The organism is Acinetobacter sp. IK40 (assembly GCF_035615075.1).
GTDB classification, from domain to species: Bacteria; Pseudomonadota; Gammaproteobacteria; order Pseudomonadales; family Moraxellaceae; genus Acinetobacter; species Acinetobacter courvalinii.
The window spans coordinates 176,351-202,619 of record NZ_JANBOE010000002.1; the positions used below are offsets into that span (position 1 = coordinate 176,351).

Here is a 26,269-nt window from a genome sequence, read left to right on the forward strand (position 1 = left end):
ATTTTGATTTTCTTTATATTATTTTAAAAAGGCATTGGAATCGAAATTCCAGTGCCTTCATTAATATTTTAAGTTTTTAAAAACTACATTGTAATTGTGTTGTTTGCAGTTGATCTGGAGCTTTACGATTGTCAAGGCCAGCACTTGCACTGATTACCTGATTGGCTTTGATTCTGATCTGAATGAAATTGTATTGTAGGGTGCTATTGTTGGGTTCGGTAGAACTACTATTCAGTAGATATTCAAAATTGGCTTTATCAACCTGTAATAGATTGTCAGTGCTATCGCCGTCCAGTTTTGAGCTAAATGTTTGTCCATTTTTTATTAACTCCAACTCTCCATCTGCACGAATATTGAGTTGACAGTTCCTGCTAGTATCCTTGTAATTGCCTATTAGATATTCAATTGAAGGTAAACTTGCACTAACAATATTAATGCCTGTTATACCTTGTTTGCATGGGAAAATAGAACCATTGCAGGTTTGGGTGCTATCTGAAAAGCCGACAGCACGACGGTAGTCACCCGCACCAATGACACGGAAAGCATTATTGTTATTATTGACAGGACCATTTCCAGCATAGGATTTTTGCTGTAATAAAGTATAAGCTTGCGGATTTGTGGAGGCCTGATTATAGCGATTTGCCAATTGCAAAACTGCCTGTTTGAGTGAACTAGCAAAAGTGTCTCTCGTATTTTTTTGATTTTCTGCAATAAATACCAAGTTATTTTTAGAAGGATCAACATTGTCTGGAGTTGGTGGAACTAGACTTGTTAATGAGCTCTGATCACCACGGATTGTTTTTGCATCCAGATAGCCATCTTTTAAATCGATCGCCAAGTTCTTGGTAAATTCAGCAAAGTTATTATTAGGATAGGCATTGATCCATTGTTGAATAAAGCCAAAACTGAGATATGTGTTGACATATAGGTTTGTATTTAACGTTGCATCTAAGGGTGAAAATACATTCAAAATATAAGAAGGATTTAAGTTTGGAATATCCAGTTGATAGAATGCATTGGTTAAAGCTGAATTTATGTCGGCTATAGCAAGATTTAATTGAGATGCACTCACTTTTGTTGGATTGATCTTACTATCCGTTGGTAAATTACCTGAGCGTATTAAAGCACGCTGATAAACAGCTTCTGTATTGGGGTTGATATAAATTGTTTGGGTTAGATTACTGGTATTGACTTCAACCAAACTGTGTAAGGTCATTGAAATATTTTGGTATTGACCACTTTGAAAGTCATAAACCAGTGAGTTAGGGGTGGTTGATATTTCAATACGGTATAAACGCTGTTTATCTAGAGTACGCGGCAGAGTAACATTAATATTAGAAGTAGTACTTAATTTTTGTTCTAAAATCAGTGTATTGTCAAAATTATCATAGATTTTAAGTACCACATCGCGCATTTCAACCACAGTCTTAATACTAAAGTTCTTTGGTTTGGGTTCTGTAACCGTAGGTGTGGTCTCTATCTTCGCTTGACTTTCACCACTTCCACATCCAACCAATGTTGAACTTAATAGCAGGGTACTGAGTCCCAAACAAATATAGTGATTTAATCTTTGTTTTTGTTTCAAAGAAGGCATTCCAGCTCTCCAAAATTTTGCATCCATGAAATTTATTATTACCGCAATGTTTTTTATTCTATTCGAATCGCTAGTGGAAACAATAGTGTTTCTTGACCAATGGTGAAATCATTTTGGTCTAAGCCGTTTGTTTTGAACTTTATTAAACATTCAGGAAACATAAAGAATGAAGACCCGTCTATCAATTTCTTAGCTAACCCATCTTTATTTTGTTAAAAGTTAGAGACTTGAAGATTGTGTAAAACAGGGCAAACTGCCATACTACTGGCCTAAATGAAAGCTAGAGGTGTCACACGTGATTTCTGTTGGTATTGTTGGTGGAACTGGATACACAGGGGTTGAGCTATTACGTCTATTACTTAGACATGCACAGGTTCAAGTTCGTATTCTCACTTCTCGTACAGAAGCAGGAAAGCGCGTTGCGGATATGTTCCCAAGTTTACGTGGCCACACGACACTTGAGTTTTCAGATCTGGATTTAGAACAGTTGAAACAATGTGATGTGGTGTTTTTCGCAACACCGCATGGTGTTGCCATGCAGCATGCAGAAGCCTTAACAGCTGCTGGTACTAAAGTGATTGATCTAGCAGCCGATTTTCGTTTACAAAATCTTGAGCAATTCGAGAAATGGTATGGTATGCAACATAGCTGTCCAGCGATTCTGAAAGACTCAGTTTACGGTTTAACTGAATTAAACCGCGAAAAGATCAAACAGGCGCAAGTGATTGGTAATCCTGGCTGTTATCCAACCACAGTACAATTAGGTTTGGCGCCATTGCTAAAATCGGCAACGCAACTAATCAATACGCAAAGTATCATTGTGGATGCAAAATCGGGTGTATCCGGGGCTGGTCGTAAGGCCAGTCTAGGTATGATCTACAGTGAAAATGCAGATAATTTCAAGGCTTATGGTGTTGCTGGACATCGTCATCATCCAGAAATTGTTGAAGCACTGGAAAATATTTCAGGACAAAAAGGTCAGTTTGATCAGCTGATTTTTGTTCCTCATCTGGTTCCGATGATTCGTGGTATGTTGAGCACGATTTATGTGGATTTAAATGAACAGGGACAGCAAGCTGACTTGCAGAAGCTTTATGAAGATCTCTATAAAGATGAACGTTTTGTTGATGTGATGCCTGCAAATAGCTCACCAGAAACTCGTAGTGTTCGCGGTGCGAATGAGCTCAGAATTGCACTTTATCGCCCACAGCCGAGTAAGCTGATTGTGTTGGTGGCTCAGGACAATTTAGTGAAGGGTGCAGCGGGTCAGGCGATTCAAAATATGAATCTTATGTTCGGTTTCGATGAGGCTGCTGGCTTAGAAGGTATTGGTTTATTACCATAAAAAACGCTTTTTTACTTCACACACATTTAAATTTCGATTTTAATGTGTGCTTTGATGCAAATCATAACGATAGAGATGATGATGGAAAACGTTGAACCGACTACTTCACCAGACAGTTCCGTTGAAAAAAATAAGTTTTTAAAAACGAATTTACCTTTGATTATTGGTGCTACTGTTCTGATCGGTAGTAGTTTTATGCTGGGTTATACTGTCGGACACCGTCAGGGTTTAACCGTGGTTGGTTACGATGCTGATGCGGAACAATTGGTCGATGTTGTCCAGAAACAGAAGACCGCTTTGGATGCTGTGAGTAAGAGCTTAAATGCGGCTGTACAAGAGCGTGATATGGCAGTAGGCAACGCAGATGATCTATTCAAATCTGTGAATCAGGCCAATGCGGACAAAGCCCAGTTTGAGGGAATGAATGCGATTTATCGTGAAATCCTCAGACAACGTGGTGGTGTAAGTTTAACGATTCAAAATATGGCAATTAAGTCATTACCTGAAAATGCGTATGAATATCAGATTGATCTTGTTCAGGTCAGCCCGAACAAACGCCGTGCTTCAGGTTCAGTCGAATTACGTCTGATTAAGGATACTGAAGTTTTAGTGGTACCTTTAGAAGATAAAAACTTCAACTTTGAAGATTTTGAGCGTTTAACTGGCCGCTGGACCATGCCAAAAGGCTTTACGCCGCAATTTATTGAAGTGCGCTTAAATGGATCAGGTACACCGATCATTAAACGTTTTAGCTGGCAACGTGGTAAGCCTGTGGATGTAAGTTCTGCCTTTGTGTCAGAAATTCCTCAAGCTGAAGCAAATGCTCAATAATTTTTTAGATTAAGAACTGGATATGCGAAGATACAAACGTCAAATGAATTTAAGTGAAGTGAAAAACTCTTTTCATCAATCAGGTTATGTCGATTGGCACTTAAATCCACGTTTAAGTGATTCGCAGGAAGATCATGAAGGTGAAGTGGTTGTACAGACAGCCCCACCTGAATTAAAGCGTCCGCCATTATATGCGGTGGTTTTAATGAATGATGATTACACCCCAATGGATTTTGTCATTGAAGTTCTACAAAGCTATTTTGGTATGGACTTTGATCAGGCCAGTCAGGTAATGCTGACCGTTCATTATGAAGGTAAGGGAACAGCAGGCATTTATCCAAGAGATATCGCTGAAACTAAAGCCAATCAGGTGAATAACTATGCCCGCGCGCAAGGTCATCCATTGTTATGCCAGATCGAACCTGAGCAGCGTTAAGAAAAGCAACGCTTTTTAGCTGCGCAAGACGAACAGCCATGCTGTGAGTGCAGACGTTAAGAAAAGCGAAGCACTTGCGGAATTCCATTCCTCATGCGCAAGACCTTGCGCCATGTTATGGCTCATATGTTGCGAGTGAAAGCGTTAAGAAAAGCAACGCTTTGTTCCAAGCGCAAGACCTTGCACGATGTATGGCTCCTATGCTGAGAGTGAAGGCATTAAAACTTATTCCTGCTCTATAAACGCATAGCAAGACACTTGAGAAGTTTCTACACTTCTCGGGAGTTTAGCGCATGCTGATTATAGCGGGATGAGCTATTCAGCTTAAAGGATTAAATCAAATTGGCTTAATTCTTAAGAGACACAATGAATATTTGAAAAATTCACTTTAACCACATTATTCTGATATTTATTAAGTAAATCATCAAATTTGTTGAATATTTAATCAAATGGCTGGTTTTTATCCACTTTGTAATTGAATTTTTACAACAATACTTTGTTTTGAAACTTGACCAAGATAGTCAACTAATGCTAACAGTAGAATATGAAGCAAAGAGACTTGTAGATGTAGATTCAACCACGTTTACAGAAGCTCAGCGGATCAAGTTAATAATTCGCTTTTTCATTAAAAGATTCTCTTTTTTTGATAGAGCCCAAGATATAAGGGGGTTACATGCTCAGTCGTCAATTAGAAGTATCGTTACGTTTGGCTGTTAGCATGGCTCGTCAAAAGAGACATGAGTTTCTGACAGTTGAACATTTGTTGCTTGCCTTGCTGGATAATGATTCAGCCGTAAATGCGTTAAAAGCCTGTGGGGCTGATATCGTTACTTTGCGTAAAGAACTAGAGGAATATGTAGAGCAACATACCCCGAAACTTGGTGATAATAGTGAACAGGCGCCTCATCCGACAGAGAGTTTTGATCGAATTCTGCAACGTGCCATTTTTCATGTTCAGTCAAGCGGCGGCGATCGTACCGTTGAAGGCGCGGATGTACTGGTTGCAATGTATTCGGAACGAGATTCTTTTGCCGTTTATTTACTTAAACGTCATCAAATTAACCGTCTGACGCTGACTCAATACTTATCTCATGGCACACGTAAAGATGAGATTCAGGTTGAGGAAGAAGTTGAAGATATTGAAGGTGAAAATGCGGCGTCTGCCAATGCAGGTCCATTGGAGCAATATACCCTTAACTTAAATGTTGAAGCTCAAAAGGGTAAAACAGATCCTTTAATTGGACGTGAAAAAGAAATTGAGCGTGCGGCACAAATTTTATGCCGTCGTCGTAAAAACAACCCGCTTTTAGTGGGTGATCCAGGCGTGGGTAAAACCTCAATTGCTGAAGGTCTGGCTTGGTTAATCGTGAACGGTAAAGCGCCAAAACCATTGGCAAATGCCGAAGTGTATAGTCTGGATATCGGTGCGCTGGTTGCAGGTACCAAATATCGCGGTGACTTTGAAAAGCGTTTAAAACAATTGTTGAATGCTTTGAAAAAGAATCCAAATGCGATTCTATTCATTGATGAAATTCATATGATTATTGGCGCTGGTTCGAGCATGGGTAGCACCATGGATGCATCGAATCTGATCAAGCCTGCATTAGCAAATGGTAGCTTGCGTTGCATTGGTTCAACCACTTTCCAGGAATATCGTCAGGTATTTGAAAAAGATCATGCATTGTCTCGTCGTTTCCAGAAAATTGACGTGAATGAACCAAGTGTCAATGAAACGATTGAAATTTTACGTGGCTTGAAAAACAAGTTCGAAGATTTCCATCATGTTGAATACGATGATAAAGCGTTAGTTGCGGCTGTTGAGTTGTCTGCGAAATTTATCAATGACCGTTTCTTGCCAGACAAGGCGATCGACGTGATTGATGAAGCAGGTGCGCAACGTCGTTTAAAAGCGGAAGTAGATGGTACCACTATCTCTGTTGAAAATATCGAGGACATCGTCTCCAAAATTGCTCGTATTCCACCGAAAACGGTTTCTAAAGATGATAAGTCCGTACTTGAGAATCTGGAACGTGATCTGAAACGTGTGGTATTTGGGCAGGATGAAGCCATTACGGCACTTTCATCAGCGATCAAATTGTCTCGTGCCGGCTTGAAAGCACCAGATAAACCAGTTGGTAGTTTTGTTTTTGCTGGTCCAACAGGGGTAGGTAAAACTGAGGTTACCAAACAGCTTGCCAAGCTGTTAGGTGTCGAACTGGTTCGTTTCGATATGTCGGAATATATGGAACGTCATGCGGTTTCCCGTTTGATCGGTGCACCTCCGGGCTATGTGGGCTATGATCAAGGTGGTTTGCTGACTGATGCGATTCATAAAAATCCGCATTGTGTACTCTTGCTTGATGAGATTGAAAAAGCGCATCCAGATGTATTCAACTTGTTGTTGCAAATCATGGACCATGGTGCTTTGACCGATAACAATGGTCGAAAGTCTGATTTCAGAAATGTGATTATTGTTTTAACCACCAATATCGGTGCTGAAAGTATAGTCCGTGCCAGCATTGGCTTTACTGAACAAGATCATAGTTCAGACAATCAGGATGCAATGAAACGTGCATTCTCACCTGAATTCCGTAACCGTTTAGATGGCGTGATACAATTTAAAGCACTTCCAACCACGATTATTGATTCAGTGGTCGATAAGTTCTTGACCGAGCTGCAAGCGCAACTGGATGAGAAACAGGTGGTGCTGGATGTCGATCAAAGTGCACGTGACTGGTTATCGACTAATGGTTATGACCGTCTGATGGGTGCTCGTCCGATGCAGCGTCTGATTCAGGAACATCTGAAAAAGCCACTTGCCGAGATGATTCTATTCGGTGAGCTTGCTGAGCATGGCGGTAACGTTGCAGTTTCTGTGAAAACAGAAAATGGCAAAGAAGTCGGTTTAAAACTGGAAGTATTTGAAGATCATATTAACCCGAGTGCTGAACCTGCTTAATGTTTGAACTTTCTTTCTCAATAACCCAAGTACTTAAAGTATTTGGGTTATTTTTCGTCACAGCAATTGCTGAAATCTTAGGGTGTTATTTTCCTTATTTGATTTTAAATCAAGGAAAGTCACATTGGTTATGGATTCCTACGGCCTTAAGTCTGGCTGTATTTGTTTGGCTGTTAACCTTACATCCGGCTGCATCGGGTCGTATCTATGCGGCTTATGGTGGGATCTACATTTTTACGGCTTTGATGTGGTTACGCTATGTTGACCAGGTCATGCTGACACGTTGGGATATTTTGGGTGGGATCGTTGTTGTTTGTGGCGCCTGCCTGATTATTTTACAACCGCAAGGTTTGGTGCGTTAAATAAACATCAGCATGGTGCAAATGATCAACATGCTGATATTTAGTCCTATAAGTATTAACTTAGTAGATAGCTTGCATGGATTCCACATTCTGCAACAAAGCTTTTATCGTGCGACACCAGTATCACAGCGCCATTAAAAGAGCGGATCGCTTGGGCGAGTAACTCACGAGATTCAATATCGAGATGGTTCTCTGGTTCATCGAGAAGTAACAGCTCAACTGCTTGTTGTTTTAAACCCAATAATGCCACTTTCAAACGTTCTCCACCGCTCAATGTTGTTAAAGGGCTCAGGGCTTTCTCTCTACGGATTTGTAGGTTACCTAATAGGGTACGGGCCTGTTGTTCGGTCAGATTTGAATCTAAACCACATAGATATTCAACGGCAGATAGATTTTCATTGAGTAAAGAAAGATTCTGATCCAGATAGACAACACTGGCTTTGCAATAAATTTCTCCTGCAAGTGGCGGGATTAAGCCTTGAATGGTTTTGAGTAAAGTGGATTTGCCCGTACCGTTTGCACCACGTAAATGCAATTTTTCACTCGCTGATAGAGCCAGATCAATCGGCTTGGTCTTTGTGTAAACTAGTTGCAATTGCTGGCAACGTAAGATTTCACCTGATTTACCCGTCGTTTGAGTAAACTCAAAAGACTGGGATTTAAAGTGTTCGAGTTGCGTTTGTTTTTGCTGCAGCTCATCTTTTGCATCTGCAAGCTGTTTGCTCTGCTGTTTGCGCAGGTGTGAAAGCGATTGCTCAGACTGTTCTTTCTTGGCATCCAATAAAATAGGAGCCTGAGAACCAGAGACTCTTAATTTTTCACCTGTTTTTTTACGCTTTTGTGCTTTCATCTGACTTTGATGCTGTTGCTCTTTCAGCTGTTTTAATTCGCGTTTTTCTTGCTGCACTGCATTTGACAATGCTTCGACTTGTCGCTGATGCTGCTGCTGATAGAGTGCATAATTGCCACCGTAGTAATGTAGCCCCAATTCATTTAAGGCAAAAATACCCTGTACATGAGACAGCAGCTGTCGATCATGACTGATAATTAAACCGCCGGTAGGGTGTTGTGCCATTTGCTCAATCAACCAGTGTCGTCCCTGAGTATCTAAATGATTACTCGGTTCATCTAGAAGAAGATAATGATCTTTAAGAAGGAATAACCGACAAAGCGCAAGCTTGGTTTTTTGGCCTTCACTCAAATGTTGAGTAGGTGTATCCAGTGCAGTAGGTAATCCTGCACTTTCTAGCAGGTGTTGCCATTCGGTGGGTAAATGCCAAAGTTGTTCAACTTGATCATAATCAGAAAATGAAGCCGTACCTTGCTGAATCCGTTCAAAGCACTGATATAAATCTTCAATATCCAATGCTTGAGCAATGGTATGGGCTTGTACACGCTGAAGCTGAGCAAGATGCTGATGTGGGCATTGCCAGTTAATTTGGCCTGAATAAGCGAATTCAGGCGATTGCCCCTGAAGCAGAGACATCAATAGTGATTTACCTTGACCATTACGTCCAATCAACCCGCAAAACTGATTTAAGGGAAGCTGGAATGAGAGTTGATCAAAGATTTTGTGCTGCGCCAATTCAAGCGATAGATTTGAAACGATACATGCCTGCTGAGTCATAAGAAACCTCATAAACAGGATATGCAAAATAGAGAAATATAGATAATTTTAGGAATGTTGCTAAATGATAGATAAGTCTATTTTGCACATCAAAAATAAAAATGGATTTTGATGATATAAATAGGACTTACTTCATTAGCGTAATCTCGGATTGCTGTATTTTTCATCTATTCTATGAGTTAAGCGGGCAAAGGTCAAATTTCAGGATTTTAAGTGCTGATTAAAAAAACATAAAAAATGCTTGTCAAATGCTGAAATAGTGCGTAATTTAATACTTAGACACAGTTTTTTAGATATTTGAAATAAACATGTTAAAGCATACTGTAAACACAAACGCATACTTTTATTTTTGGCAATATTAATCGTTGCCTGATGCGTTTCGGGCAGCAAAAAGGGTTGCCCAACCAGTTAATACCTGATCGGCAACACCGATCAGGTTTTTTTATGCTTTAACAATCATCATTTTAGGAGAAATAGCATGTACACATTTAATTATTCATATTTTAGCAAGATCACCTGGTTTTACTTTGCAAAAAAATCAACATCGCTTAGATCACTCTTGCTCAAATAAATGAAAAGGACTGCGAAGAAGGCCAGTCCAAAGGAATTGAAAAATGAATGCTTTAAATACTGCTTTGACACAACCACAAACACACACAAAAGAATCAATGCTTAGCTTGCCATCACAACTCAAAGCGCAGTATCCCTTGTCTGCAACTTTAGCGCAGCAAATTTCAAAACATCGTCAAACGATTCAAAATATTTTATCAGGACATGATCATCGCCTAATGGTGATTACCGGGCCTTGCTCGATTCATGATCCTGTCGCAGTACTCGAATATGCTGATCGACTGCAACAACTCCAAGAACAAGTCAAAGATCAGATTTTCCTGGTGATGCGTGCCTACATTGAAAAACCACGTACTACAGTCGGCTGGAAGGGTTTTTTATACGATCCAAATTTAGATGGATCATCAGATTTACAACTGGGTCTAGAAAAGTCCCGTGCGCTTTATTTGCAACTGGTGGAAAAAGGCTTGCCGATTGCCAGTGAAATCTTAAGTCCAATGGCTACAGGTTATTTTGATGACTTGCTGGCTTGGGGTGCAATTGGTGCGCGTACCAGCGAATCACAAATTCACCGTGAAATTGCCAGCCACATGCCATACAGCATTGGTTTTAAAAATGGCACTGACGGCTCGATCCAGATCGCTTTAGATGCGATTCAATCTGCCATGAACGGGCATCAATTCCTCGGTATGACTCAACAAGGTCTGCCTGCGATTCTGCATAGTGCAGGTAATCCATTGCCACATCTGATTTTACGTGGTTCAAATCATGGTACCAATTATGATCTGGCATCAATTCAAGCAATGCATTTCAAACATAAGCATTTGCCGGCATTGGTGATTGATTGTAGTCATGGCAATAGTGCCAAAGATCCATTAAAACAACCCCGAGTCTTGCAGCAAATCATTGCCGAACGTGCTGAATCGAAAGTACGCGGTGTCATGATTGAGAGTCATCTGGTGGATGGTAATCAAAAAATTTCCTGTGATATGACCTATGGTCAGTCAGTTACTGATGGTTGTCTGGGGTGGGATAAAACAGCACAGGCTTTGCTGGATATGGCTGAACAAATGCGACATAAAAACTAAAGCTAAAAAAGCCAGTCATCAGACTGGCTTTTTTTATTCAGCTTAATTTAAGCGGCCTGAATGGAATGAGCCGCAAGAAAATGACCAATTTCCTGACTAAACTTTCTTGGTTCAGTAATCAGAGGCGTATGCCCAGAGCGTTCGAAATAAACCGCTGTCGCATTTGACAAGCTCTCTGCGATCAGGGTTTGTCCTATTTCAGGGTACAGGGTAGATTCTCGACCAATAAAGAAGGTGGTCGGGCAATTTAACTGGCGAATTGCATCGCGATAATCTTCATCATGGTTAAGATAGTTTTCTACATACCAAAGCAAGTAATCCAGACGTTGAATCGGGAGTAAATATTTTTGTAAGAAAGGACGATTGAGCGCCAGTTTGAAAATTTTCGGACTATAGTTATTACTGCCTTGTAGCTCAATAAAGGCACCCCATAAGCTCACCAGCTTATAGCGAATATCATTCGGTAAATCTTCAAGCTTCTGTGCATATTTGTATTGGAGTAATAGGGTTTGAATTTCAAGCAAGAGCTGTTTAAATTGCGGATGCTTTTCACCAAATAAGCCGTACTGCCAGGAGTCATCGACAGAGATCTTTGGCGTTTGGTCAATATGTAAATAGGCTTTGAGTTTCTCGGCCAAATTACCATGCTTCATGCCATGCATGGCTGTGGTCGCTCCCATGGAATAGCCCATCAGGATAAACTGATCCAGTTTTAATTGCTGAATGAGACTATTGACATCATTCCAGTGGCTCGAAATTGCATCGAGATCCGGAATTGCGCAATGTTTTGAACCGCCAAAACCGCGCCAGTCTGGAATGATAAATTCATATTGTTTGCGATTGGCAAATAAGAAAGGCAGCCATTGCCAGCTTTGCATGCCCAGACCTGACAACACCAGCACAGGTTCACCTTCACCGACACGTCGTACAAATAATTTTTCCTGATCCGGCATGCTATAAAATGGCATTATTGTTCTCCAGTCTCGTTTGCTTCCTCAAACTTTCTCAATTGAGGGATCATCTGTTCCAACCATTTTATCCATTCACTTTCTGTAATGATACCAAGTTCAAGAATCATTTTATGGATGAACAGTACACGGTTGGTGGGTTCGCTATTGTCAAAATCTTTAGCATGAATGGCTTGATAAAGGCTTAATTTTTCCTTATGAAGCGATAGATGGCGTTCCAGCTCCGGCAAAATGCTATTGCCGCCCAGTTGAGCTTCAGCCCTTAACCTGACCATAAGATCATCGCGTAATTGTGCAGGTTCGCTTTGCTGTTCAATCCATGCAGCCAGTTGTATTCTACCCAGTTGTTCCACTTGATAGGTCTTTTTTCGGCTATTTGCAGCTTGTTCTTCTAATGTCGAAATCCATCCTTTTTTCAGCATACCATTGAGTTCACGATAGATTTGCTGATGAGTCGCATTCCAAAAGAAGCCCATTGAACGGTCAAAGCGACGAGCCAGTTCAAAACCTGTGCTTGGTTTCTCTAATAGGCTGGTCAATAAAACATGGGCGAGTGACATGATGTTCCATAATAAAAAATGACTCATCAGAATTATGCAATATGTTGCATAAAAATCAAATCTTGTTTATAACTTTATGCAACAAGTTGCATTAGCAAGCAGAATGCGAGCCAAAGGAGAAAACATGTCAGCTTATCCACATTTATTAAAGCCACTTGATTTGGGCTTTACCACTTTAAAAAACCGTGTGCTTATGGGGTCTATGCATGTTGGCCTGGAAGAAGCACCTCAAGGTTATGAGCGTATGGCTGCATTCTATGCGGAACGTGCCAAAGGGGATGTTGGATTAATTGTCACTGGCGGGATTTCGCCAAACGATGCTGGTTTAACCTTTGCCCATGCGTCTAAGCTCGATAGTATTGCCGAAGCAGACAAACATAAAGTGATTACCCAAGCTGTGCATGAGGCGGGCGGTAAGATAGCCATGCAGATTTTGCATACTGGCCGTTATTCTTATCAGCCTGAGATTGTGGCACCCTCTGCGATTCAGGCGCCAATTAACCCGATTAAACCCAAAGCCCTCACTTCAGCCGAAGTGCAGCAAACTATTGATGACTTTGCCAACTGCGCCAAGCTTGCACAATATGCAGGTTATGATGGGGTTGAAATTATGGGCTCGGAAGGTTATCTGATCAATGAATTTATTGCGGCCCGTACCAACCATCGTGATGATGAATGGGGCGGTAGTTATGAAAACCGTATTCGTTTCCCGATTGAAATCGTAAAGCGGACCCGTGCGTTGGTCGGTGAGAACTTCATCATTATTTATCGCTTGTCGATGCTAGATCTGGTTGAAGGTGGTTCAACCCTAGAAGAAGTGATTCAACTGGCGAAAGAAATTGAAAAAGCGGGTGCAACCATTATCAATACAGGGATTGGCTGGCACGAAGCGCGTATTCCCACCATCGCAACCAAAGTACCGCGTGCAGCATTTACATGGGTGACTGAAAAGCTCAAAGGTGAAGTTTCAGTTCCTTTGATTACTTCAAACCGTATCAATACTCCTGAAATGGCGGAACATGTATTGGCCTCTGGTCATGCCGATATGGTGTCTATGGCACGTCCAATGCTGGCCGATCCTGAGTTCGTATTAAAGGCCAGTGAAGGCCGTAGCGATGAGATCAATACCTGTATCGGTTGTAACCAAGCCTGTTTAGACCATATTTTCTCAATGAAGATTGCGACATGTTTAGTCAACCCGCGTGCGTGTTATGAAACAGAACTAATTTTTAAAGAAACCCATGCAGTCAAAAATATTGCCGTGATTGGTGCTGGTCCAGCAGGTTTGAGTTTTGCGGTGTATGCAGCCAGTCGTGGTCATAAAGTGAAAGTCTTTGATGCCAGTAATCAGATTGGTGGGCAATTTAATATCGCCAAAACCATTCCGGGTAAAGAAGAGTTCTACGAGACGTTACGCTATTTCAAACGCCAGATTGAATTACAGCCGAATATTGAGTTGGTGCTGAATCATACGGCCACTTACGAAGAGCTAAGTCAGGCCAACTATGATGATATCGTGATTGCAACAGGTGTAACACCGCGTCAATTACAATTCGAAGGTATTGATCATCCAAAAGTGTTGAGCTATATCCAGGTCTTAAAAGAGCGTGTACCTGTTGGTAAGCGTGTTGCCATTATTGGTGCCGGTGGTATTGGTTTTGATACTGCAGAATACTTAACCCACGAAGGGGATAGTGGTAGCTTAAATCCTGAAAAGTTCTATGCAGAGTGGGGAATTGATACAACTTACCAGCATGTCGGCGGATTAAAAGCAGCTGAGTTGGAAAAGTCTGAACGTGAAATTTACTTATTACAACGTAAGACAGCATCTGTTGGCGCTGGTTTAGGTAAAACTACGGGCTGGATTCACCGTACTGGCTTAAAACATCGTGATGTGAAAATGATTGCAGGAGCAAGCTACGACAAGGTTGACGACCAAGGTCTACATATTACCGTCGATGGTCAGAGCCGGGTGCTTGAGGTAGACCATGTAGTGATTTGTGCCGGTCAGGAATCCTATACTGCAATGTTCGATCAACTTAAAGCTGATGGTAAAAATGTTCATCTGATTGGTGGTGCGAAAGAAGCCGGTGAATTGGACGCTAAACGTGCTATTCGTCAAGGTGCTGAATTAGCAGCCGTTTTATAAGGTGGAAATGAGCATTTTCTCATGAGAGGAGGTGCTCATTCACTTTTAGATATGAAGGAAAATAACAATGACACTTGAAACAACAAAACAAGCCTTAGCAATCTGGCATGACATGATCAAAGCTGGCGATTTGTCTGCGTTGAATGACTTGCTCGCAGAAGATGTGGTATTCCGCTCACCCGTTGCTTATAAACCTTATGAAGGCAAACATGTGGTCTTTTTTATTTTGACCAATGTGATTCAGGTATTTGAGAACTTCACTTATCATCGTGAATTTTATACTGAAGATGGTGAGAATGTAGTGCTGGAATTTAGTGCCAATGTCAGCGGGAAATCGCTCAAGGGCATTGATATGATTCGTTTTAATGCGCAAGGAAAAATCATTGATTTTGAAGTCATGATCCGTCCGATGAGTGGTTTGGCAGCATTGGCAGAGAAGATGGGCGCAAGATTTGCCAAGTATCAACCCAACTAAAGCGCTAAAAATAGCCTAAGTAATATAAAGAGATTTAAAATGTGGTTAAAACTTTCAACTTTGGCTTTACTGCCTGTATTACTCATTCAGGGTACGAAAGTTCGTAAAAATACACCACGACTTTTAGAGGCCGATGGCGCGCGCGAAGGTGTTATTGGCCAAGGCAAGTCATTGTCTCTGCTGATTATCGGAGATTCAGCTGCTGCTGGCGTGGGAGTGGAAAGCCAACACCAGGCTTTATCGGGCGCCATCATTTCCGAGTTGCAAAATGAATATCGCTTACAATGGAAACTGCAAGCAAAAACAGGCGATACCACTGCACAAGTTTACCAAACAGTACAACAGTTAGATCAGCAATGTTATGATGTAATCGTCACCTCAATGGGTGTCAATGACGTCACCAAACTGACTTCGGCAAAGTCTTGGTTGAAACAGCAAAAACAACTTTTTAGTTATATCCAACAACAGTTTCAGCCCAAGCTTATTATTGTGTCTGGTGTACCACCGATGCAGCATTTTCCAGCCTTGCCGAATCCTTTGGCTTGGTTATTTGGACAATATGCAGAACAGATGAACCAAGTATTACAACAATGGCTGGCGCCGCAGCCACAATTTCATTTCATTCAGTATGATGTAGAAACTTTTCAGGCGATGAATCTGCCAATGGCCAGCGATGGTTTTCATCCTGGCAAAGAAATTTATGCCATCTGGGGACAACAGGTCGCTACTTTAGTGCGACAAACATTTACTCATCATTAGAGGCGGTACTAGATATGGGTATATCAGCTTTAGATAAAATCAAAGTTTTAGGTTCAGAACTTTTTGATACAGTGCTCGGTGCCGAACAACCGAAAATGTATTATGACCCTAAAGGGAAAATTAAAGATGTTCTGGAAAAATTACCGCAATTAAAGCAAAAATATCGTCCAACACCGTGGCTGAGCAATACCCATCTCCATCTTCTGTATTTTGATGTGATCCGTAAAAAGATGGTCAAACTTGAATATGATCGAATCGAGCAATTGCACATGCAGGATGGTGGGGTAACGGCAATAGCATGGTATGGTTATGATTTACCGGCAGATACGCCAACGGTTGTAATCATGCATACCATTACTGGTACACCTGAGAGTATGCGCGAACTGGTCAAAGACTTGCATGAATATACCGGATGGAGAATTGCGCTGTGTTTGCGCCGTGGCCATGCGGGGTTACCGATGCCTGTGCCACGCATTTCACTATTTGGTTCGACCAGTGATTTAAAAGAGCAACTGGCGCATATTCAAGGCTTGTTTCCGGACTCAGACTTATATGCCGTTGGCTCTTCTGCGGGTACCGGTTTGTTAGTGCGCTATCTCGGTGAGCAAGGTGCAGATACACCGTTCAAAGCTGCATTTGCAATGTGTCCAGGCTATAACACAGAAATTGGCTTTAAGAATGTTCATCCGTTTTATAGCAAGATGATGACCAAGAAGCTGTTTAAATACTTCATTTATCCCTATCAGAACACATGGACACAGCTTGCATCTATAGAAAAAGTGCTTGCCACAACCAGCCTGGAAGAGTTTGAGAAAGAATATTTTGAAATGGCAGGATTTCAGGATTATCAAAGTTATTGTCAGGCCATCAACCCGATCTATGTTTTTGAAAATGTCAAAATTCCATTGATGATTTTGAATGCCGAAGATGATCCAGTATGCTCAATCAAGAATCTGGAGCCGTATAAAGAAGCCATACAGCAGATGGAAAATATAGCAGTAGTCACGACCAAGAAGGGCAGCCATTGCGGTTTCTATGAAACGTTGAGTGTGAAATCCTGGGCTTCACGTTTGATGGCTGATTTCTTTAAGAACTATTAATGTTGTAGAAATAAAAAAGCCATGAGCTGCAATTGAGTCAGCTCATGGCTTTTTACAGCAAGCGATTAAAACATTAGTTGTTTAATGCAGGCGTAGCAGCAGCAATCGCGGCAGCAACAGCATCATCTTCACTTTGAGCTGGTGTAGATGATTTTGGCGCTTTTGCAGTTGGTTCAGCTTTAGGCTGCTCTACTTTCGCTGGTTTTGGTTCAGCTTTTACAGATTGCTCAGCTTTAGGCTGTTCTGTATTAGCTGGTTTTGGTTGTTCAGTACGTGGCGTCTCGGTTGCAGCAGGTGTTTCAGTCTGAGCAGGGCGGATTTCACGACGAATTTCAGTGGTGGTATTTTCAGTTTGTTCACGCGTTGTTTCAACAGCAGCTGCAGGAGCTTCTTGCTTATCAACACTTTCTAGCGATTCAAACTCCTGAATTTTTTCAGGTTCAGGTTGTGGCTGAGTTTGAGTTTCAGTCGTGGTCTGGTCTTGCTGCTCTTCGTTTTTAGGTTCTTCTTTTTTCACGCACGCAGTTAATAAAAGACCAGTCGCCAGTGCTGCACAAATTAAAAGTTTTTTATTTGCCATTGCTAAAACAACATATTGAATAAGGACAGCCGCAATTATAACAGTAAAAGTAAGTGAAGAAATCCCCATGCTTTGTTGAGTTTGTTTATATTTTATAATTGCTTGCAAATTGTCGTCAGCCAAATGGTTCATTTGTAGGAATTGAAAAACAGATTTTTAACGGCATTGAGGACAAATTTGCGCGATGAAACGTAATTTAAGGATGAAAAATCGACAAATCCCGTAAATTTTTATCGAAAATGCTGATAGAATAACCAGTTGTTTATAGTTCTTTGAATTGATGCGGTTTGACTTTGCTTTATAGGGGCAGAGTACAGTAAAATTGCCCAACATTGTAGGCCGATTTCGGCTCGATTGTACGAGAAACTCAATGACCCATTTTATTTTTGTCACTGGTGGTGTGGTTTCATCACTAGGTAAAGGTATTTCTGCTGCTTCTGTTGCTGCACTTTTGGAAGCTCGTGGCTTAAAAGTCACTATGGTAAAAATGGATCCATACATTAATGTCGATCCAGGTACCATGAGTCCATTTCAGCATGGTGAAGTTTTCGTCACAGAGGATGGTGCTGAAACTGACTTAGATTTGGGATATTACGAACGTTTCTTACGTCGTGCGAAAATGACCAAACTGAATAACTTTACCAGCGGTCGAGTATATCAGGACGTTTTGAACAAAGAACGTCGTGGTGACTACCTCGGTGGTACGGTTCAAGTTATTCCACATATTACCGATAACATTAAAGAACGCGTACTTCGTGCAGGTGAAGGTTACGACGTTGCAATCGTTGAGATTGGTGGTACGGTTGGTGATATCGAATCACTTCCATTTATGGAATCAGTCCGTCAGCTTATGGTTGAGTTGGGTCATAAACGCACAATGCTGATGCATTTGACCTTATTACCATATATCAAATCTGCTGCTGAATTGAAAACCAAGCCAACCCAGCATTCCGTGAAAGAACTTCTTTCAATCGGTATTCAGCCAGATATCTTGATCTGCCGTACTGAATACGATGTCGATGTTGATACTAAACGTAAAATTGCATTGTTTACTAATGTTGAAGCGCGTGCCGTTGTGGTATGTAAAGATGCTAAAACCATTTATCAAATTCCACGTACATTCTACGAACAGAATGTTGATGACTTGATTTGCGAACGTTTTGGTTTCAATGATCTTCCAGAAGCAAATCTTGAAGATTGGGATAATGTGGTTGAAGCATTACTGAACCCAGAATATACCGTACGTGTTGCAATGGTGGGTAAATATGTAGAACTTCCAGATGCTTATAAATCTGTAAACGAAGCACTTCTACATGCAGGTATCCAGAACCGCGTTAAAGTTCAGATTGATTATGTCAATGCTGAAGAGCTTGAACAGCAAGACATTAGTGTTTTAAGTACAGCTGATGCGATCTTGGTCCCAGGTGGTTTTGGTGAGCGCGGTACTGAAGGCAAAATGAAAGCCATTCAATATGCACGTGAAAACAAGATTCCATTCCTTGGCATCTGTTTAGGTATGCAATTGGCCGTGATTGAATATGCACGTAACGTTGCAGCCATGCCAGAAGCAAGTTCAACAGAATTTAACCGTTCAACTAAATATCCACTCATTGGTTTAATCACTGAATGGTTAGATGAACGTGGTGAATTACAGCAACGTAGCCTTGAGTCTGACTTGGGCGGTACCATGCGTTTAGGTGCACAGAAATCTGAACTGGTTGAAGGCACCAAGACCCGTGAAGTCTATGGCAAAGCTGAAATTACTGAGCGTCATCGCCATCGTTATGAAATGAACGATCGTTTTATTCCGGCACTTGAACAAGCTGGTATGAAAATTTCAGGTTATTCATCAGTACAACATTTAGTTGAAACTGTAGAAATTCCTGAACATCCTTGGTTTATTGCTGTACAATTCCACCCGGAATTTACAAGTTCACCACGTGATGGACACCCATTATTTGCTAGTTTTATCGGGGCTGCTAAAAATCAGCACCAAAAGTAAATACTGAGTTTTAAATAAACTGGGATAGTTTAAATGTCACAATTAAAACCACAAGAAGTTGTACGTTTAGGCGATATACAAATGGCAAATCATTTGCCATTTGTATTATTTGGCGGAATGAACGTACTTGAATCGAAAGATTTAGCATTTGAAATTGCTGAAACGTATGTTGATATTTGCAAACGCTTAGATATTCCTTACGTGTTCAAGGCAAGCTTTGACAAGGCAAATCGTTCGAGCCTGAATTCATTCCGTGGCCCCGGTCTGGAAAAGGGCATCGAATGGTTGGCAGATATTAAAAAGCATTTTAATGTGCCAATCATTACCGATGTCCATGAACCTTACCAGGCAGCGCCTGTCGCTGAAGTTGCAGACATTATCCAGCTTCCTGCCTTCCTTAGTCGTCAGACTGACCTTGTTGAAGCAATGGCAAAAACCCAAGCCATTATCAATATCAAAAAAGCACAGTTCTTAGCGCCACATGAAATGCGTCATATCTTGCATAAATGTCTGGAAGCCGGGAATGACAAACTCATTCTTTGTGAACGTGGTTCAGCTTTTGGCTACAACAATCTGATTGTAGATATGCTTGGCTTTGACACCATGAAAGAAATGAATGTGCCAGTATTCTTTGATGTAACCCATGCTTTACAAACACCAGGCGGACGTGCTGATTCTGCGGGTGGCCGTCGTGCGCAAATCACAACCTTAGCACGTTCGGGTATGGCAACCGGTTTAGCAGGTTTATTCCTGGAAGCGCATCCGGAACCGGAAATTGCAAAATGTGATGGACCATGTGCATTGCGTTTATCTCAGCTTGAGCCATTCTTGGCACAATTAAAAGAATTGGATACTTTAGTTAAAGGATTCAAAAAGTTAGACACCCACTGATGCAATAATTTGCATCTTGTTTTTCATTCAACAGAGGAATTGTTCATGAGCCAAATCGTTGACATCCGTGCACGTGAAATTTTGGACTCTCGTGGTAACCCAACCATCGAAGCAGACGTTATTTTAGAATCTGGTGTTGTTGGTCGTGCATGTGCACCATCTGGTGCTTCAACTGGTTCTCGTGAAGCTTTAGAACTTCGTGATGGCGATAAAGCACGTTATTTGGGTAAAGGTGTTAAAACTGCGGTTAATAACGTAAATACGATTATCCGTGACGCTTTAGTGGGCAAATCAGTATTTGAACAAAAAGACATCGATAATACGATGATCGAACTTGATGGTACTGAAAACAAAGAAAAATTAGGTGCTAACGCAACTTTAGCGGTGTCATTGGCTGCTGCTCGCGCTGCTGCTGAAGAAAAGAAAATTCCTCTTTTCCAATATATCGCAGATCTTCGTGGTCAAACGACTTTGACGATGCCTGTACCAATGATGAATATCATCAATGGTGGTTCGCATGCAGACAACAATGTTGATATTCAAGAGTTCATGATTGAGCCTGTGGGCTTCACATCTTTTGCTGAAGCATTACGTGCAGGTGCAGAAATCTTCCATTCGCTTAAATCAGTTTTAAACAAAAAAGGTTTAAACACTGCTGTAGGTGATGAAGGTGGTTTTGCGCCAAACTTGCGTTCAAACGAAGAAGCAATCACTGTTATTCTTGAAGCGATTGGTCAAACGGGTTACAAAGCTGGTTCTGATATCATGCTGGCACTTGACTGTGCATCTTCAGAATTCTACAAAAATGGTCAATATGTCCTTGCTGGTGAAGGCAATAAAGCATTCACAAGCAACCAGTTCTCTGACTATTTAGCTGGTCTTGTAAACCAGTACCCAATCATTTCGATTGAAGATGGTCTGGATGAATCTGACTGGGAAGGCTGGAGCTACTTAACATCAATCCTGGGTGACAAAATCCAGTTGGTTGGCGACGATTTATTCGTAACCAATCCTAAGATTTTACAACGTGGTATTAATGAGAAAGTCGGTAACTCGATTCTGATCAAATACAACCAGATTGGTACATTGACTGAAACTCTAGATGCAATCTACCTTGCGAAAGCAAATGGCTATAGCACTGTAATTTCACACCGTTCAGGTGAAACTGAAGATTCAACAATTGCTGACTTGGCAGTTGGTACAGCAGCGGGTCAAATCAAGACGGGTTCTCTCTGCCGTTCTGACCGTGTCGCGAAATATAATCAATTGCTTCGTATTGAAGAGTTAACGAAAGCAGCTTACCGCGGTAAAGCTGAATTCAAAGGTTTAAAATAAGGTCAAATAATCTATGTTGAAAACTTCTGATCATCTTTCTTTACAAAAGAGAGAAACTCTGCAAATTCATAATCCTATAGAATTCGCAGATGATCTTCCTTTCAGAAGGATGTAGGGGCCTTTTCATGTTAGAGATATTTCGATCGACCTCGAGTAAATTGATTCTGTTGCTTGCAGTCGTTTTGGTTGCAAGCTTACAGTACCAATTCTGGTTAGGTGAGGGCGGTTATTTTCCTCACCAAGCCTTAACTCAGCAAATCAGTCAGCAAGCTGAAATTAATACTGAGTTAAAAGAACGTAATCGTATTTTGGCAGCCGAAGTGTTTGATTTGAAAAATGGCAGCGAAGCGATTGAAGAGCATGCCCGTCTAGACTTAGGTTTAATTAAGCCAAATGAAACCTTTGTACAAATGAGTACAATTAGTACCCATTACAAACCAATTTATATTGATCCAAACGCAAAAGAAGATACGGCAACCAATGAAAACCCAGACTAAGCTGTGGGCGGTTGTACCAGCAGCGGGATCGGGCAGTCGTTTTTCCAAAACCGAATTAAAACAATATCAGTATATTCAAAATCATACTGTGCTTGAGCATACCGTTAATCGCCTTCATACACTTGATTTGGCCGGATGTGTACTGGCCATTGGTGAGCAAGATCATTTTGCCGCGACACTAGCATTTCAACATAAAGATAAACTGCATTTTTGTGAAGGTGGTGCAGAGCGGGTGCATTCTGTTTTAAATGCTTTGATGTATTTATCTGAAATCGCAGATGAAAATGACTGGGTACTGGTTCATGATGCGGCACGTCCGTGTGTAACGACAGATTGTTTAACCCGTCTGGTTGAATCTGCACAGCATTCAAATCAAAGTTCAATTCTGGCCATTCCTGTTCGTGATACCTTAAAGCAGGTTGCGCAGCAAAATCTAATTGATAAAACTGTTAGCCGTGAATTGTTATGGCAAGCTCAAACTCCGCAAATGGCGAGATTGGGAGTGCTAAAAAATGCTATTGAGCAGGCCTTGGCTGATCATATTGTGATAACAGATGAAGCCAGTGCTTTGGAATATACACAGCAACCTGTGCAAGTGGTACAGGGAAGATCGGATAATATTAAAATCACCTATGCCGATGATCTTGAACTGGCACGACTGATTCTACAATCTCAAATCTCATCTTAAATTTTAATTTTTTTAACTAGAAGGCAGGGTTAAGATGCTATTTCCATAAATAGCCTAAGTAAACTTAAGTGAAGTTTACTGTTTTTTTACATTAACCTAAATGACAAAAAACTGACGATTTGTTAAATTTGAATAACATACTTAACAATGGATCAATAAATGAAAAAATTATTACTTGCGGGCCTTTTTACTTTTTCTTTAGTGGGCTGTGCAACGACTCCTCAACAACCACAAGAGACTGCTCAAGAAACGATTCGTTACTCTACCAGTCCATGCTTTGGCGCATGTCCAATCTATTCTGTTGAGATTACTCCTGAAGGCGCTGTTCATTTTGATGGTAAACAGTACACCAAAGTGACTGGAACTCAGGATTTAAAAGTTGATCCTTCTGTTTATAAAAAGCTTCAGCAAGAGCTTCAAACTTATCGTCCTGCCACAGGTGCAAGTGTTAAAACTACCGGTTGTGCAGAAACTGCAACTGACCAGCAAAGTGCATATTTTGCATGGAAACAAGCGGACGGTACGGTAACAAAGCTGAGCCATTACACCGGCTGTATTTCACCGGCAAATGCTGAGTTGAACAAAGTAATTGAAAAATTACCTAAATTGATCGGTATTGAAGATTTAGTACGTTAAGCTGGTTTTTGGCTTAATTAAAAGGGCTTGATTACTTAAAGTAGTTAAGCCTTTTTTTTATAAAGTAAATTAATTGCTTTAATTAATTTTATAAATAATATATTATAAAAATATATAATGTTTTTATGGTGACACATGTCTGGCATTATTCTGGCGCTCCTAGGTGGGACTCTTATTGGTCTGGCTGTTGTTGGCTATTTGTATGTAAATGGCCGGATTGCTGGCATCAGTGGTTTAATTTCGCAAATTTTACATCCTCAATCCTTTGTCGGAAGTTCTGCTTTCTGGTTTTTACTGGGACTTATGGGTACGCCTTTCATTTATCAACTATTCTTAAAACCACAGATTGATTTGAACTCTTCTCCGGTGATGTTGATGGTAGCAGGTTTACTGGTAGGCTTTGGTACACGTTTAGGTTCCGGTTGTACCAGCGGCCATGGAATTTGTGGAATTAGCCGTTTATCTCTACGTTCAATGATTGCAACTATGACCTTTATGTTGGCAGGAATGTTAACCGTTTATGTCTTACGCCATCTATTCGGAGCAATATAATGAAAAACTTATTTGCCTTTATCTTTGGCAGTATATTTGCATTAGGTTTGATTGTTTCCGGCATGTCTAATCCAGCAAAAGTATTAAGTTTTTTAGATATCTTTGGTGATTGGGATATCAGTTTAATGTTTGTAATGATTGGTGCAATTGCTGTGGCATTTATTCCATTCCAAAAAGCAATCCGTCATCCTAGAACTGTCTTGGGAGAAACGATCGTTTTACCTCAAAATCGCCAGCTTGATAAAAAGCTTATTGTCGGCGCTGTACTATTTGGAATCGGCTGGGGAATTACAGGGATCTGCCCGGCACCCGCGATCACCTTGATCGGGCTGGGTTATACCCAAATCTGGTATTTCATTATTGCCATGTTAATCGGTATGTTTATTCATCATCTTTGGGCTAAATCGCGAGGAGAGTAGCAATGTCAAATCCATTAGTAAAAGCTTTTTTTGATAACGATAGTCATACCTTTAGCTATGTTGTGACTGATCCAGAAACTCTCCATTGTGCAATTATCGATAGTGTACTGGATTATGATGCAGCTTCTGCGACAACTTCTACTACACATGCGGATGAAATCATTGGGTATATTCAAAATAATAGCTTAAAAGTTGAATGGATACTGGAAACGCATGTACATGCGGACCATTTAACCGCTTCGCAATATTTAAAGTCACAACTTGGTGGAAAGATTGCGATAAGTGAGAAAATTGCAGTGGTTCAGGAGACTTTCAGTGCGATCTATCATCTTGATATAAAGTATTTTAATTCCCAACAAATATTTGATCATCTGTTTAAGGATAATGAATCTTTCAAGATCGGGCAGTTAGAAGCATACAATATTCCAACGCCAGGTCATACACCGGCATGCTTGAGCTATGTGATAGGAGATGCCGTTTTTATCGGTGATACCCTGTTCATGCCTGATTATGGTACAGCACGTTGTGATTTCCCTAAAGGCAGTGCAGACCAGTTATTTGATTCGATACAAAAACTTTACCAATTACCAGAACAGACCCGGGTTTTTCTTTGTCATGACTATAAACCAGAAGGGCGCGATGAATATATTTGCGAAACCAGCATTCAAGCACAAAAACAATCCAATATTCATTTAAATGCTAACACCCGGAAACATGAGTTTGTGCGTAAGCGGCAGGAGCGTGATGCAACTTTATCGATGCCTAGGCTCATTTTGCCTGCGATTCAGATCAACATGGATGCAGGGCGTTTTCCTGAACCAGAAGCCAATGGAATTCGTTATTTAAAACTTCCTTTAAATTATTTCAAATCCTGATGCATGGAAACGGTGGCAAAGTATTGCCACCTTGCTATTTAGACTCAAAATAGCCTAAGTAAATATAAAGATTTAAAAAGCAGCACAAGCAATCGTCAATGAAAAACAAAACAAAAATTTTGTACTTTATGAAAGGGCTATGTTAAAACTAGCTCTTATTTTGGAACTCGTAGCAGTTAGGATATAAAAATGACCACCATCTATTTAGTCAGACATGGCCAAGCTTCATTTGGCAAAACTAATTATGATGAGCTGTCAGAAAATGGTGAAGCACAAGCCAAACTTTTGGGTCAATATTTTAAAAATATTTTTACTGAACAGCCTTTTATCGTCTCAGGCAGTATGAAGCGTCACCAGCAAACCACACAAATCTCTTTGCAAGAGTGTTTTCCTGAAGCGTTGTATAAAACAGATGGTTTATGGAATGAGTTTAATCATCATCAGGTCTTTTCATTGTATGAACCGAGATTTTCCCAGCCAGAAGTATTAAAGCAGGATATCTCTAAAGAGGTCGACCCTAGAGCTTATCTGGCACAAATCTTTGATAAGGCGATTGAGCGCTGGGCTGATGACGCGTTTCATCATGAATACGATGAATCATGGCCTATTTTTAAAACCAGAGTAGATCAGGCCTTACAGAATTTATGTATAGAATTAGCAGAACAGCAGCCTAAAGAAGCGATCGTATATACGTCTGGTGGTGTCATTTCCGTGATTATCGGAAAATTACTTGAACTAAGCGTACAACGTACTTTCGCACTCAGCTGGTCGATTGCAAATACGAGCGTGACTACATTAAAACTGAATAATGATCAACTTCAACTCATCAGTATGAATGAACATCAATTTATTAAATCAAAAAATCCGGACTTGTTAACCTGGCTCTAAACAAGAGCTGGGCATCATATTGATTCTGTATTTAAGGTAATCATCATCAGAAGCAATAGAAAGACTTAAGCGCTGAGAAAAAA

Annotated in this window: 25 protein-coding genes; 20 read left to right on the top strand and 5 right to left on the bottom strand. The window is 40.7% G+C overall.

Going from position 1 to position 26,269, the window contains the following annotated elements; genetic code table 11:
- Positions 1-76: 76 nt before the first annotated feature.
- On the bottom strand, positions 77-1,594 hold the full coding sequence (locus MSG93_RS04820; RefSeq protein WP_324620814.1) for a hypothetical protein: 1,518 nt from the start codon (positions 1,592-1,594) through the stop codon (positions 77-79).
- A gap of 295 nt (positions 1,595-1,889) precedes the next feature.
- Between MSG93_RS04820 and argC the strand changes: the two genes are divergently transcribed.
- The 5 genes from argC (at position 1,890) to MSG93_RS04850 (ending at position 7,527) form a co-directional block, all read left to right on the top strand.
- Entirely contained in the window at positions 1,890-2,939 is a 1,050-nt protein-coding gene (gene argC, locus MSG93_RS04825; protein ID WP_324621015.1) for an N-acetyl-gamma-glutamyl-phosphate reductase, read from the top strand.
- Positions 2,940-3,020: 81 nt separating this feature from the next.
- Positions 3,021-3,770, top strand: coding sequence for a DUF6776 family protein (locus MSG93_RS04830; RefSeq protein WP_420714301.1), 750 nt, complete (start codon positions 3,021-3,023; stop codon positions 3,768-3,770).
- Between the two features lie 22 nt (positions 3,771-3,792).
- Entirely contained in the window at positions 3,793-4,206 is a 414-nt protein-coding gene (clpS, locus tag MSG93_RS04835; protein WP_165569270.1) for an ATP-dependent Clp protease adapter ClpS, read from the top strand.
- Positions 4,207-4,879: 673 nt separating this feature from the next.
- Entirely contained in the window at positions 4,880-7,165 is a 2,286-nt protein-coding gene (gene clpA / locus MSG93_RS04845; protein WP_005230711.1) for an ATP-dependent Clp protease ATP-binding subunit ClpA, read from the top strand.
- Positions 7,165-7,527: a YnfA family protein gene (locus MSG93_RS04850; RefSeq protein WP_005257818.1), complete on the top strand. Its 363-nt coding sequence runs from the start codon at positions 7,165-7,167 to the stop codon at positions 7,525-7,527. The genes clpA and MSG93_RS04850 overlap by 1 nt, the downstream gene beginning before the upstream one ends.
- Positions 7,528-7,582: 55 nt before the next feature.
- Here MSG93_RS04850 and MSG93_RS04855 read toward each other — a convergent pair whose 3' ends face one another.
- Positions 7,583-9,154 (bottom strand): ATP-binding cassette domain-containing protein, encoded by a 1,572-nt coding sequence (locus tag MSG93_RS04855; protein ID WP_324620815.1) that lies wholly within the window; start codon positions 9,152-9,154, stop codon positions 7,583-7,585.
- Positions 9,155-9,768: 614 nt separating this feature from the next.
- Between MSG93_RS04855 and MSG93_RS04860 the strand changes: the two genes are divergently transcribed.
- A complete protein-coding gene (locus MSG93_RS04860; RefSeq protein WP_324620816.1) occupies positions 9,769-10,812 on the top strand; it encodes a 3-deoxy-7-phosphoheptulonate synthase in 1,044 nt (347 codons plus the stop codon).
- Positions 10,813-10,859: 47 nt separating this feature from the next.
- Here the strand turns inward: MSG93_RS04860 and MSG93_RS04865 are convergent, their stop codons facing one another.
- A complete protein-coding gene (locus MSG93_RS04865; protein ID WP_324620817.1) occupies positions 10,860-11,780 on the bottom strand; it encodes an alpha/beta hydrolase in 921 nt (306 codons plus the stop codon).
- Positions 11,780-12,340: a PadR family transcriptional regulator gene (locus MSG93_RS04870; RefSeq protein ID WP_005230699.1), complete on the bottom strand. Its 561-nt coding sequence runs from the start codon at positions 12,338-12,340 to the stop codon at positions 11,780-11,782. Before MSG93_RS04870 ends, MSG93_RS04865 begins: the two co-directional genes overlap by 1 nt.
- Before the next feature lie 124 nt (positions 12,341-12,464).
- Here MSG93_RS04870 and MSG93_RS04875 point away from each other — a divergent pair, with 124 nt between their 5' ends.
- The 4 genes from MSG93_RS04875 to MSG93_RS04890 all read left to right on the top strand — a co-directional run bounded on the left by MSG93_RS04875 (position 12,465) and on the right by MSG93_RS04890 (position 16,823).
- Positions 12,465-14,489, top strand: coding sequence for an NADPH-dependent 2,4-dienoyl-CoA reductase (locus tag MSG93_RS04875; RefSeq protein ID WP_324620818.1), 2,025 nt, complete (start codon positions 12,465-12,467; stop codon positions 14,487-14,489).
- A 67-nt stretch (positions 14,490-14,556) separates the two neighbouring features.
- Positions 14,557-14,964 (top strand): nuclear transport factor 2 family protein, encoded by a 408-nt coding sequence (locus MSG93_RS04880; RefSeq protein ID WP_005286072.1) that lies wholly within the window; start codon positions 14,557-14,559, stop codon positions 14,962-14,964.
- A gap of 39 nt (positions 14,965-15,003) precedes the next feature.
- On the top strand, positions 15,004-15,723 hold the full coding sequence (locus MSG93_RS04885) for an SGNH/GDSL hydrolase family protein (protein WP_324620819.1): 720 nt from the start codon (positions 15,004-15,006) through the stop codon (positions 15,721-15,723).
- Positions 15,724-15,737: 14 nt separating this feature from the next.
- Positions 15,738-16,823, top strand: coding sequence for a YheT family hydrolase (locus MSG93_RS04890; RefSeq protein WP_262767822.1), 1,086 nt, complete (start codon positions 15,738-15,740; stop codon positions 16,821-16,823).
- Between the two features lie 73 nt (positions 16,824-16,896).
- Here MSG93_RS04890 and MSG93_RS04895 read toward each other — a convergent pair whose 3' ends face one another.
- Positions 16,897-17,403, bottom strand: a complete 507-nt coding sequence (locus tag MSG93_RS04895; RefSeq protein WP_324620820.1) for an internalin — start codon at positions 17,401-17,403, stop codon at positions 16,897-16,899.
- A 370-nt stretch (positions 17,404-17,773) separates the two neighbouring features.
- Between MSG93_RS04895 and MSG93_RS04900 the strand changes: the two genes are divergently transcribed.
- The 10 genes from MSG93_RS04900 (at position 17,774) to MSG93_RS04945 (ending at position 26,186) form a co-directional block, all read left to right on the top strand.
- A complete protein-coding gene (locus MSG93_RS04900) occupies positions 17,774-19,405 on the top strand; it encodes a CTP synthase (RefSeq protein ID WP_005230692.1) in 1,632 nt (543 codons plus the stop codon).
- A gap of 33 nt (positions 19,406-19,438) precedes the next feature.
- Positions 19,439-20,296, top strand: a complete 858-nt coding sequence (gene kdsA, locus MSG93_RS04905) for a 3-deoxy-8-phosphooctulonate synthase (RefSeq protein ID WP_005286061.1) — start codon at positions 19,439-19,441, stop codon at positions 20,294-20,296.
- Between the two features lie 45 nt (positions 20,297-20,341).
- Positions 20,342-21,631: a phosphopyruvate hydratase gene (gene eno / locus MSG93_RS04910; RefSeq protein WP_005230688.1), complete on the top strand. Its 1,290-nt coding sequence runs from the start codon at positions 20,342-20,344 to the stop codon at positions 21,629-21,631.
- A 125-nt stretch (positions 21,632-21,756) separates the two neighbouring features.
- Positions 21,757-22,128: a cell division protein FtsB gene (gene ftsB / locus MSG93_RS04915; RefSeq protein WP_005230686.1), complete on the top strand. Its 372-nt coding sequence runs from the start codon at positions 21,757-21,759 to the stop codon at positions 22,126-22,128.
- Entirely contained in the window at positions 22,112-22,816 is a 705-nt protein-coding gene (gene ispD / locus MSG93_RS04920) for a 2-C-methyl-D-erythritol 4-phosphate cytidylyltransferase (protein WP_324620821.1), read from the top strand. The genes ftsB and ispD overlap by 17 nt, the downstream gene beginning before the upstream one ends.
- A 159-nt stretch (positions 22,817-22,975) precedes the next feature.
- Positions 22,976-23,452 (top strand): DUF6438 domain-containing protein, encoded by a 477-nt coding sequence (locus tag MSG93_RS04925; RefSeq protein ID WP_005230682.1) that lies wholly within the window; start codon positions 22,976-22,978, stop codon positions 23,450-23,452.
- A gap of 135 nt (positions 23,453-23,587) precedes the next feature.
- Complete coding sequence (locus MSG93_RS04930) at positions 23,588-24,004, top strand: YeeE/YedE family protein (RefSeq protein WP_324620822.1); 417 nt, start codon at positions 23,588-23,590, stop codon at positions 24,002-24,004.
- Entirely contained in the window at positions 24,004-24,423 is a 420-nt protein-coding gene (locus tag MSG93_RS04935; RefSeq protein WP_324620823.1) for a DUF6691 family protein, read from the top strand. Before MSG93_RS04930 ends, MSG93_RS04935 begins: the two co-directional genes overlap by 1 nt.
- A gap of 2 nt (positions 24,424-24,425) precedes the next feature.
- Positions 24,426-25,298, top strand: coding sequence for an MBL fold metallo-hydrolase (locus MSG93_RS04940; RefSeq protein WP_324620824.1), 873 nt, complete (start codon positions 24,426-24,428; stop codon positions 25,296-25,298).
- Positions 25,299-25,487: 189 nt separating this feature from the next.
- Entirely contained in the window at positions 25,488-26,186 is a 699-nt protein-coding gene (locus MSG93_RS04945; RefSeq protein WP_324620825.1) for a histidine phosphatase family protein, read from the top strand.
- Positions 26,187-26,269: the final 83 nt, after the last annotated feature.